The following is a 9946-nucleotide window of genomic DNA, read 5'->3' as shown; positions in this document are numbered from 1 at the left end:
GCCCGCTGGCTGTCACCACCAGCAGCGACCGGACTGCCATCGTCTGGAATCTCATCACCGGTCGGTGTCTACACACCTTGGAAGGCCACACCGGCGAAGTGAGGGCGGTGGCGACGGTGGCCGGTCCGGACGGCCCGCTGGCCGTCACCACCAGCAGCGACCGGACCGCTATCGTCTGGAACCCCATCACCGGTCGGCGCCTGCACACCCTGGAAGGCCACACCAGCTCCGTGACTGCGGTGGCGACGGTGGCCGGTCCGGACGGCCCGCTCGCTGTCACCACTAGCAACGATCGGACCGCTATCGTCTGGAACCCCATCACCGGCAGAGTCGTCCATCGTTGCAACCTGCCCTACGAGATCGTATCTGCGGCCGCCTGCCGAACCGGTTTCTTGGTGACGTACGGCAGCGAAGTCGCCTACTTCGAATGGCCCCGCACCACACCTTCAGGGCAACGAAGCAGTTGACCTTCCCCTCGTAGCGTAGAGGCCTTGGCTGAAGGGGAAGTTGGGAGTCATGACGGAGAAGAGGCGGAAGTTCGACGCGGAGTTCCGTGAGGGGGCTGTGCGGATCGTCGCCGAGACCGGACGTTCGGCGGCGGAGGTCGCGCGGGAGTTGGGGATCAACGAGACCACCCTGGCCACCTGGGTCTCCCGGGCGCGGAGGGCCGGCAGTGACGGAACCTTGGGCGAGTCCGAGCGCGAAGAGCTGGCCCGGCTCCGACGTCAGGCCGCCGAACAGGCCAAACGCGTCCGGGAGCTGGAGATGGAGCGTGATGTCCTCAAACGCTGCATGGTCCTGTGGGTGAAGTAGCTGTGGCGGACCCGGCGGCGCTCGTCGGGGCGATCAGCGACCAGAGGACCGAACACGGCATCCCGCATACCGTCTCCTGCCGCGCGCTCGGGGTGTCCGAGGCGTGGTTCTACAAATGGCGCCGCAGACCCGCCGAGCCCACGATGCGCGAGGTCAGACGCGCGCGACTGGAGGAGAGGATCACGCATTTCTTCCGCCGCTCGGGCGATACCTATGGCTCGCCGAGGGTCACGCTCGACCTGTGGGCTGAGGGCTGGAAGGTCTCGGTGAACACGGTCGCCGAGATCATGGCCGAGCTCGGGCTCCAGGGCCGCAAGCCGCCGCGTCGCCGCCGCTCGCTGACCCGGCAGGGCAAGTGCAGGGCCGCCCGCGACCTGGTCGGCCGGCGTTTCGACGCGGTCTCGCCGAACGTGCTGTGGGTGGGAGATATGACCGAAGTCGAAACCGGAGAGGGGAAGTTGTACCTGGCCACGGTCATAGATCTGTTCTCGCGTCGCTTGCTGGGCTACGCGATGGGCGCTCACCATGACGCGGGCCTGGTCGCCGCGTCGCTGAAGATGGCGGCCGCAACCCGTGGCGGCGACGTGGACGGAGTGATCTTCCACAGCGACAGGGGCTCGCCGAATATACGTCCGCGACCTACAACGAGCTGTGTGACCGCCTGGGCGTGGTGCAGTCCATGGGACGAGTCGGGCCGGCCCTGGACAACGCCGCCGCGGAGAGCTTCAACTCGCTGATCAAGGTGGAGTACATCCACCGGCACAGTTTCGCCACCCGGACCGAGGCCCGGCTGAAGATCGCGACCTGGATCACCGACTTCTACAACACACGCCGCCGGCACGGCGCGGCCAGCGGACTGCCGCCGGTGGTGTTCGAACGAATCATCAGCGAGGCACGCGCCAGCCACCATCAGGAGGGCCTGGCCGCATAAGGAAGGCCTCTACGAAACCAGGGGATTGACACCTCGGGGGTGTAGCAGAAGCCGAGCAGGACCTCATTGGCGGCGTCGCGGTCGGTCGTGTCCGGCGAGGTGAGCATCGATCAGAACACTGCCTTCGGCATAGCCTCCACCTTCAGCAGCACCCCGCACACCGGGCAGCACCGCTCAGCCGGCCGGACTACCTCCGCGACTGCTGGCGGTATCGGCCGGGGGCCGAGCCGTACTCTCGTTTGAACGCTCTGGCGAAGGCGAATTCGGAGGTGTATCCCGTGAGCTGTGCGACAGTCTGTATCGGCTTGTCGTTCTCGCGCAGCTGTCGCGCCGCCAGGGTCATCCGCCACCAGGTCAGGTAGCCCAGGGGCGGTGTGCCGACCAGTGAGGTGAACCGGCGGGAGAAGGCCGCGCGGGACAGTCCGGCTGTCGCGCCCAGCGCTTCGACGGTCCACTGCCTGGCGGGTTCCTGGTGGATGTGGCGCAGCGCTGTGATGATCGCAGGATCGCGCAGCGTTGCGGCCCACCCGGTGGCCGGGCCGTCGTCGGTCTGCTCGTCGAGCCAGGCCCGCAGGATGTACAGCAGCATGACGTCCAGCAGGGCCGACACGACCGCCCCGGTTCCGTGGCCGGGGTTGGCGATCTCGTCGCCGAGCAGGTCGACGGCGGCACGTAGAGGCGTGCGGTGGCCCAGACGTGCCGGAAGGTGGATGACGTCGGGCAGCTCCTCGAACAGTGGATGCGGCCGGGTCCGGTCGAGCGTGTATGCGCCGCACAGCAGGACCGTCGTGGCTCCCTCGTCGGCGCTCGGCGGCATGGCCCGCAGGGAGGCCGGGGGTGCGCCTGTCAGGGACAGTGACGGGCTGTCGGTGAGGGCGTGTCCGCAGCCGTGCGGAAGGCACACCACATCGCCCACGCCCAGAGCGATCGCGGGGCCGGTCGGCGGGATCAGCCAGCAGGTCCCTTCCAACACCACGTGGAAGCCGGCCCCGGAGAACGGCTCGGCCCGCACGCCCCACGGAGCGTGTTTGCGGATTTCCGTGGAGTGGGGGCGTCCCGTACGCATGACGCCGATCGCATCGCTGAGCACGTCCATCGCCGGATCGTATCGCGGGGCCGATGTACGCAAGACGATCGGATATGGAACGGAGATGGTGGGTCATGGGGAGCGGCTCATGGCGTCCATACGCTGAGTGCGCCAAAGCAGATTGACGGATCGGTCTACCAGAAGGGGCAGGACATGAGCCTGTACACCGCGACCGCGACCGCGACGGGCCGTGACGGCCGCGCTTTCACCTCGGACGGCAAGTTGGACGTCGGGTTGGCCCTCCAGAAGGAGTTGGGCGGCACCGGCGACGGCACCAATCCCGAGCAGCTCTTCGCGGCGGGCTACGCCGCATGCTTCGCCACTTCCCTGCAGTTGGTGGCACAGAAGAAGAAGATCGACGTCTCGGGCATGTCCGTCACCGCCGAAATCGGCCTCGTCCCCAACGGGCAGGGCGGCTTCCAACTCGAAGTCGGCCTGCGCACGAAGCTACCGGACGGCCTGCCCCGGGAGGTCGGACGCGAGCTCATCGAGGCCACCCACCAGGTCTGCCCGTACTCCAACGCCACGCGCGGCAACATCCCGGTCGGGCTGCTCACCGAGTAACCGGCGCCCGCTGAACGCCACCTGGACCGCACCCGCAAAGGGCCCGCGCTCCAGGTGGCGTCGTCATACCCGGTTGCCTCACGGCAGAGGGCAACGCCCTCGCTCTTGAGACCAGCTCACTTTCGCGCCGAGACCCCTGTGCGCGTCGAGCCGGGCGGACAGCTTCAGCAGCTGACGCGTACACACCCACTGTCTAGAGCGCGATCGCGGGTATCCGGTCCGGGTGCCCATCAGGGCAGGGCCGCGCGTGCCCTGAACGCCTGGGTGAGGTTGTTGCAGATGGTCAGGGTGTGGGGGTTGTTGCCGAGGATGCGTTCGCCGTCGGCGAGGGTGCGCTTGAGGAGGGGGAAGGCGCGTTAGAGGTCGCCAGCTGCTTGGTAGGCGTGGGCGAGGCCATGTTGGTGGCGCGCTTATGCGGGCGCACACCGCGCCCCCCTTCGCCCGTGATCAGCCGCAGCAGTGCGGCAGTGGTTTCGGTTCGAGGGGCGCGGTGCGTGCCGCTATCAGGAGACGGTGAAGGGCCGGGAAGCGCCGGTGAAGGCGTTGATCTGTCCCGTCAGGCCGTTCTTGGCATCTCCGTTGTGGACGATCCGGTACGTGCCGGGCGGGGTGTCGGGCGCGATGTCCCAGGTGATGGTTGCCGTGGACTCGCCGGTGACGGTGTTGGTCCGCTGCCAGCGGTACTTGGTCTGCCAGTCGCCGTCGTCGAGGCACCTTGTCCAGGTGTCGCCGTGGGCCCGCTGGACTTCCAGAAAGGTGCTGCCTCGGTGGAGGTTGTTCTTGGGGTGTCCGGTCACGAAGACGACGGACACCTGTTGGCCTCGTTGGTAGCCGGCCGCGGCGTCGGTGATGACCTGGCCGAAGGTGCGCAGCATTCCGGGGCTGTCGAGGACGACGCCGGTCTGGACGTTCAGTGTGCCGATAGCGGTCTCGGGCGGCGGGTCGCCGAGGGGGAGTGCGTTGCCGGCGCGCAGTGCGGAGGCGAGTTTGGCGAACTCCTGCTGGTAGGCGGGGGCGGTGTAGCGGCCGAAGAGGGTGGAGGCGCCCTCGTACTGCTGACCGTCGTACTCCTCGGGGGTGGTGACGTACTGGCTGTAGCCGTTGGTGTATCCCTGCATGATCACGTTTTCCAGGGGGACGCCGAGTTCCTCGGCCACTGCTCGGCGGATGCGCAGTCCGGAGACGATGGTGTACTCGGCGGGGCCGCCGATCAGGTAGAGCTGGCCGATCTTGACGAGTTGCAGGGGGATGACGTTGGGGGTTGCCTGTAGCAGTCCGCCGGGCACGACGCAGGTCTTGGGCGACTGCTCGTCGGCGAGCCACTGCGGGACGGCGGCGTCGAGTTCGGCGATCAGCGGGGCGAGCGGGGACGGGGTGCCTTCGATCACGCCGGGGATGCCCGGTCCGTCCTCGAGGCTGCCGGCCAGGGTGGACAGGCCGATGACGCCCGAACTGGTGTGGTGGATCTGGCCGTCGGGGGTGTAGCGGCCGTCGATGCGGACCTGCGACATGTCGACGAAGCGCAGCAGGGAGTTGATCCCGCCGCTGATCGGGACGGTCGCGTCGGCGTGGATCTGCTGGGCCGCGGTGGCCTGGCGCAGGCCGATGATCCGGGTGTTCTCGAACTCGTCGTCGGTGGGGCCGGATCCGGGCTCGAGGTTGAGGTTGGGGGACATGTCGCCGGAGTTGGTCTGCGGGAATGCGGCCACGAAGGCGGGGCTGCCGTCGAGGTAGCGCACCCCGGCGGTGTCGTGCTCCCATGCGTAGGCGGCGTAGCCCTTGTTGTCGCCGCTGATGAGTGTGTTCGTGTTGGTGATTGAGGTGCCGTGGGTGGGGAACCAGCTGATCGCGCCGACATCGGTGGTGCCTTGGCGGAACCGGAGCACGGTCATCGTGGGGTCGATGCCGAGCGGGTATACGTCCTTGTCGGCCTGCGGGTTGAGCTCGAAGGCGGGGCGGGAGCGGTTGACGCTGGCGTCGGTGAGTTCACCGCGGCCGAGGGTGATGGTGCTGGGGCACAGGTCGGCATGGGCGGCGGCGATCGCCTCGACGACGCCGGAGACAACGGCGTCGAAGTTCTGCTGCTGGAAGCCGCCGATCGACAGGTTGTAGGCGAGGTCGTGGGCGCAGCCGCCCGGCCCGGAGTGCGTGTGGGTCGCGCTGACCGAGACGTTCTGCTCGGTGTAGGTGCCGCCGTACAGGGCGGTGAGGCGGGCGATCACTGCCTGGAAGACCGCGAAGGGGAGGATGCCCTGGTCGGTGTTGCACCAGGCGATCCGGTTGCCGCTCGCCGGGTCGACGATGACGAACGCCCGGGCCCGCAGCCGTTGGTGGATGCCTGCGGTCTGCTGGTCCGGGATCGAGTAGCCCATCATGCCGCTCTCGGCCGCGGCGCCGGTGATGTCGGCGATCCCGCGGCCGACCAGGTACGGCGACGGTGGCGGGGTGGGGGTGTCTGCCGCTGTGGCCCGGCCTGTGCCGAGTGCCAGGCTTCCGGCGGCCGCGGCCGCCAGTTGGAGTCCTCGTCTGCGGGTGAACGATGGTGGTTCCACGATTTCTGCCTCCGCGTGGTTGGGGGTATCACTCGGGGATCGGTGGAGCCGGGCCAGCCGGCCTTCCTTGTGCCGGGGTCGGCCGCAGCACGCGGTGACCGGATGGGGGCGTGACTGGAGGCCGCTGCCAGGACGGAGGGTGCCGTGGTGCTCGGCAGCGCCGGCGAAGCCCGCACGGTGGGGGCCCGGAGTCCGGGGCGCGGCCCCGGTGGGCTGGTGCGGGTTGGTGATCGGCCGACGGCTGCGCGGTTGGTGGCACTGCTACTGCCCTGATGGCTCTGTCTGGGCAAACCGTAGGAGCGGCGGAAAGCCAGGTGAAACAGTTCTTTGGGCGGCTATCGGCAACGCAATGGTTGTGAGTCCCGTTGAAGGGGTGCCCCGAGGGCTCGGTATACCTATTTGTGTACCGATTTTCCGGCGGGCGGATGCGCGCGTCGGGGCCTGTCCCGGAGCGGGCGCCCGCGTCGCGGCGCCGATACTTCGCGGCTGCTCCGCGGCACGGGCGGTTCCAGGGCGGAGCCGCGGGGAGGGCGGTGGCGGCCCCGACCTCCCTTGCCGGCCCCGGGCGGCGCCTTTGCAGGCGTAGTGCGAGCGGCGGTGGATTCCCCGGCGAGGTGATGGCGGCGCCGAGGATGCGCCGCGCATCGCCGGCGGCGCGCGCGGCTCGGGCGGCCGCGCAAGGCCCTCGTACGTAGTCCGAAGCTCCTGCCCGCTGCCCGGCTCGACAGCATTGCGTAATGTCCGATTCGGGAAAATAATCCCATGTGTTGCACTTTTGAGGAGGTCTGCATGCCTGATGTCCCCGCCACCACCAGTGACTCCGGCGCCTGGGTGGAGAGTGACGAGCATTCGCTGACGGTCGGGGCGGAAGGGCCGGTCCTGCTCCAGGACGCCTACCTGATCGAGCAGATGGCCCAGTTCAACCGTGAGCGCATTCCGGAGCGCCAGCCCCATGCCAAGGGCAGCGGTGCCTTCGGGCACTTCGAGGTGACCGACGACGTCAGCGGCTACACCCGGGCGGCACTCTTCCAGCCCGGTACCCGTACCGAGGTGCTGGCGCGGTTCTCGACCGTCGCGGGGGAGCGGGGGAGCCCGGATACCTGGCGCGACCCGCGCGGGTTCGCCCTGAAGTTCTACACCTCGCAGGGCAACTACGACATGGTCGGCAACAACACCCCCGTCTTCTTCCTCCGGGACCCGATGAAGTTCCAGCACTTCATCCGGTCGCAGAAGCGCAGGGCCGACAACAACCTTCGCGACCACGACATGCAGTGGGACTTCTGGACGCTCTCGCCCGAGTCCGCGCACCAGGTCACCTGGCTGATGGGCGACCGCGGGATCCCGCGGACCTGGCGCCACATGAACGGGTACACCTCCCACACCTACATGTGGATCAACGAGGCCGGCGAGCGCTACTGGGTGAAGTACCACTTCAAGACCGACCAGGGCATCGAGTGCTTCACCCAGCACGAGGCCGACCAGATGGCCGCCGTCGACACCGACTTCCACACCCGGGACCTGTTCGAGCACATCCGCGACGGGCAGTTCCCCAGCTGGACCCTCCACGTCCAGCTGATGCCCTTCGCCGACGCCGCGACCTACCGGTTCAACCCGTTCGACCTGACCAAGGTCTGGCCGCACGGCGACTACCCGCTGGTCCGGGTCGGCCGGATGACCCTGGATCGCAACCCCACGGACAACCACGCCGAGATCGAGCAGGCCGCGTTCCAGCCCAACAACTTCGTGCCCGGCATCGGACCGAGCCCCGACCGGATGCTGCTGGCCCGTCTGTTCTCCTACGCCGACGCGCACCGCCACCGCATCGGCGCCAACTACCAGCAACTCCCGGTCAACGCCCCCATCGTGCCCGTCCACACCTACTCCAAGGACGGGGCGATGGCCTATCGGAAGACCAGCGACCCCGTCTACGCCCCGAACTCCAAGGGCGGCCCCGCCGCCGACCCGGAACTCTTCGGCGCCCCGCCGAGCTGGCACACCGACGGCGACATCACGCGCACGGCCTACGCCAGCCACGCCGAGGACGACGACTGGGGCCAGGCCGGAACCCTGGTCCGCGAGGTCATGGACACCGACGCCCGCGACCGCCTGGTGGACAACGTCGTCGGGCACCTCCTCGACGGCGTCTCCGAACCCGTCCTGCAGCGGGCATTCGCCTACTGGGCCCGCATCGACGCCGATACCGGCCGCCGGATCGAAGAGGGCGTCCGCGCCAAGGCCGGCAACGGAGCCTGACCCGCGGCGGCCCGAAGCCCCGGCCCGCTGTCGTCCCACGCGGGGACGGCAGCGGGCCGACGCGAACCGGAACCGGGGCCCCGGCACCTGCCGGGGGAGGACCGAAACCCCCGCCCGCCCTGCCGCGCCCTCGCACAGTGCCCACCGGCACCTGTGCCGGACCGGACACCGTCGCACCGGCATGAAGACCGACCCGCGCGACCTGCGCGCCGACGCGACGGGAGGCCGCCCGGCACGCACGGGCATGCTCCCCGGAGCGGCCGCCGCGTGCCCGAGGCGGCCCGGACGGCGCCACCGGGCGCTCGCGCCCCCAGGAGCGGCGGCATCGAGAGGCCGAGCCGCCCAAGGGGCGCCCCCGACGGCCCGACCGCGGCGACGGCGCGCCGCGAGGCCCCGCGCCCGGGCCGGTACCCGCCCGGCCCCCGGCGCCGGGCTGCGCCCCGAGCGGACGCGCCGGCCGGGATCCGGACCGGCCGCAACCGCCCCCCGAGCGTCATCCGGCAGTCGCGGCCTCGTGCGGCCCCGCCTGATTGCCGCCGCCCGCTCTCCCCGACGACTGACCGCTCCCGATCCCTTCGGCCGGTCAGCCCCGTTCCCGAGGGCGTCCCGGCCGCGGCACCCGGCGGCGCGGGTCCGGCGCGCAGGGAGCCGGTTGCGGTGCGCCGCAAGTCTCCCGCTGTGCCGGCAGCGGTGGCGATCGGGACGCACGGTTCCTGGCCGCGGACTTCCGCAGAATCCCCATACACCCTTGTTGACGGTGCTTACATGCCGATCTATAGTCATGTGTACACCGCTTACATGACTAGTGAGGAGCCGGGACATGTCTTCGGCGCAGAATGACAGCACCGTCAAGGCCGACCTGGGCGGCCGGACGGTCTCGGTCCCCAAGGGGGGTCTGTACGACCGGTACCGGATGGACCCGAACCTCGACGAGATCGCCCGGGACACCCGCGTCAGCGGGGTGGAATTCTTCCGGCAGCTGCCGAAGATCAAGGTCGACTCGCCGATCGGCCCGACGCTGACCCCGAACTTCTACTACACGATCTCCACCGCCCGGCTCACGATGCTCGCGCCTTCCCGCGCGATCCGCAGTCGCCTGCCCGGGGAGCTCGCGCCGCTGGAGGTCGCCCCGGGCCTCGGTCTGGTCTCGGTGATGTTCTTCCGCTACGACGTGTGCGACATCGACTTCTATACCGAGGCCGCCGTCGGCGTCGCTGTGAAGCCCGCGCGGCACGGGAAGCTCGGCTTCTTCGACCTCGTCTCCGGCCTCAAGAACGAGCACCTCCACTCCTACGTGCTGTCCCTGCCGGTGAGCACGGAGATCGCCCAGGTGCGCGGCCACGACGGCTACGGCTTCCCCAAGTGGGTCACTGGCCTCGACGTCGACATCGACGACCGCCGCGCGACCGCCCGCGTCGCCAACGACGCCGGCGGGCTCGACCTCGCGCTCCAGGCCGCCACGCCGAAGCAGAGTGCCCACCCGAGCGGCGACCGCGTCACCTCCCTCACCTCCTACACGCAGATCGGCGGGGCCTGGCACTCCACCCTGAGCCAGACCAACGTCCTGAACTTCGGCACGACGCGCTCCTCGCGCGGCGTCAGCCTCCAGCTCGGCGAGGGCCGGATGTCCGACGACCTGCGCTCGCTCAAGCCGCGGCGGACCATCCAGTTCGACGTGATGACCGAGGGCCAGCTCGCCCTCCACATGCCGGTCCCCACCTCGGTCCAGCTCCGGACCAAGTAGCA

At 69.5% G+C, this 9946-nt stretch carries 8 protein-coding genes and 1 pseudogene; 7 read left to right on the top strand and 2 right to left on the bottom strand.

Annotated elements, in window-relative coordinates:
• From ACGFX4_RS19900 to ACGFX4_RS19885, 4 genes and pseudogenes are all read left to right on the top strand, one after another.
• Positions 1-467: pseudogene (locus tag ACGFX4_RS19900) on the top strand (hypothetical protein); the annotation flags it as partial.
• Between the two features lie 49 nt (positions 468-516).
• The gene (locus ACGFX4_RS19895) at positions 517-813 is read left to right on the top strand and encodes a transposase (protein ID WP_393075886.1); all 297 of its coding nucleotides are present in this window, start codon (positions 517-519) and stop codon (positions 811-813) included.
• Between the two features lie 2 nt (positions 814-815).
• Positions 816-1550 (top strand): IS3 family transposase, encoded by a 735-nt coding sequence (locus tag ACGFX4_RS19890; protein ID WP_393075884.1) that lies wholly within the window; start codon positions 816-818, stop codon positions 1548-1550.
• Complete coding sequence (locus ACGFX4_RS19885; protein WP_393075882.1) at positions 1493-1744, top strand: integrase core domain-containing protein; 252 nt, start codon at positions 1493-1495, stop codon at positions 1742-1744. Before ACGFX4_RS19890 ends, ACGFX4_RS19885 begins: the two co-directional genes overlap by 58 nt.
• Before the next feature lie 187 nt (positions 1745-1931).
• Here ACGFX4_RS19885 and ACGFX4_RS19880 read toward each other — a convergent pair whose 3' ends face one another.
• Positions 1932-2840, bottom strand: a complete 909-nt coding sequence (locus ACGFX4_RS19880; protein WP_393075879.1) for an AraC family transcriptional regulator — start codon at positions 2838-2840, stop codon at positions 1932-1934.
• A gap of 144 nt (positions 2841-2984) precedes the next feature.
• Here ACGFX4_RS19880 and ACGFX4_RS19875 point away from each other — a divergent pair, with 144 nt between their 5' ends.
• Positions 2985-3395, top strand: a complete 411-nt coding sequence (locus ACGFX4_RS19875) for an organic hydroperoxide resistance protein (protein ID WP_393075876.1) — start codon at positions 2985-2987, stop codon at positions 3393-3395.
• Positions 3396-3898: 503 nt separating this feature from the next.
• Here the strand turns inward: ACGFX4_RS19875 and ACGFX4_RS19870 are convergent.
• The gene (locus ACGFX4_RS19870; RefSeq protein WP_393075873.1) at positions 3899-5947 is read right to left on the bottom strand and encodes a neutral/alkaline non-lysosomal ceramidase N-terminal domain-containing protein; all 2049 of its coding nucleotides are present in this window, start codon (positions 5945-5947) and stop codon (positions 3899-3901) included.
• A 789-nt stretch (positions 5948-6736) separates the two neighbouring features.
• On the opposite strand from ACGFX4_RS19870, the gene ACGFX4_RS19865 reads away from it, so the two are divergent.
• Together ACGFX4_RS19865 and ACGFX4_RS19860 are read left to right on the top strand one after the other, a co-directional pair.
• Complete coding sequence (locus ACGFX4_RS19865; protein WP_393075871.1) at positions 6737-8200, top strand: catalase; 1464 nt, start codon at positions 6737-6739, stop codon at positions 8198-8200.
• Positions 8201-9020: 820 nt separating this feature from the next.
• Positions 9021-9944, top strand: coding sequence for an acetoacetate decarboxylase family protein (locus tag ACGFX4_RS19860; protein ID WP_393075869.1), 924 nt, complete (start codon positions 9021-9023; stop codon positions 9942-9944).
• Positions 9945-9946 lie beyond the last annotated feature (2 nt).

The sequence above is a fragment of the Kitasatospora sp. NPDC048365 genome (genome assembly GCF_043200835.1).
Taxonomy (GTDB): Bacteria; Actinomycetota; Actinomycetes; order Streptomycetales; family Streptomycetaceae; genus Kitasatospora; species Kitasatospora terrestris.
The sequence above is the reverse complement of the archived record's forward strand: the minus strand, read 5'-3'. Positions and strand labels throughout refer to the sequence as shown.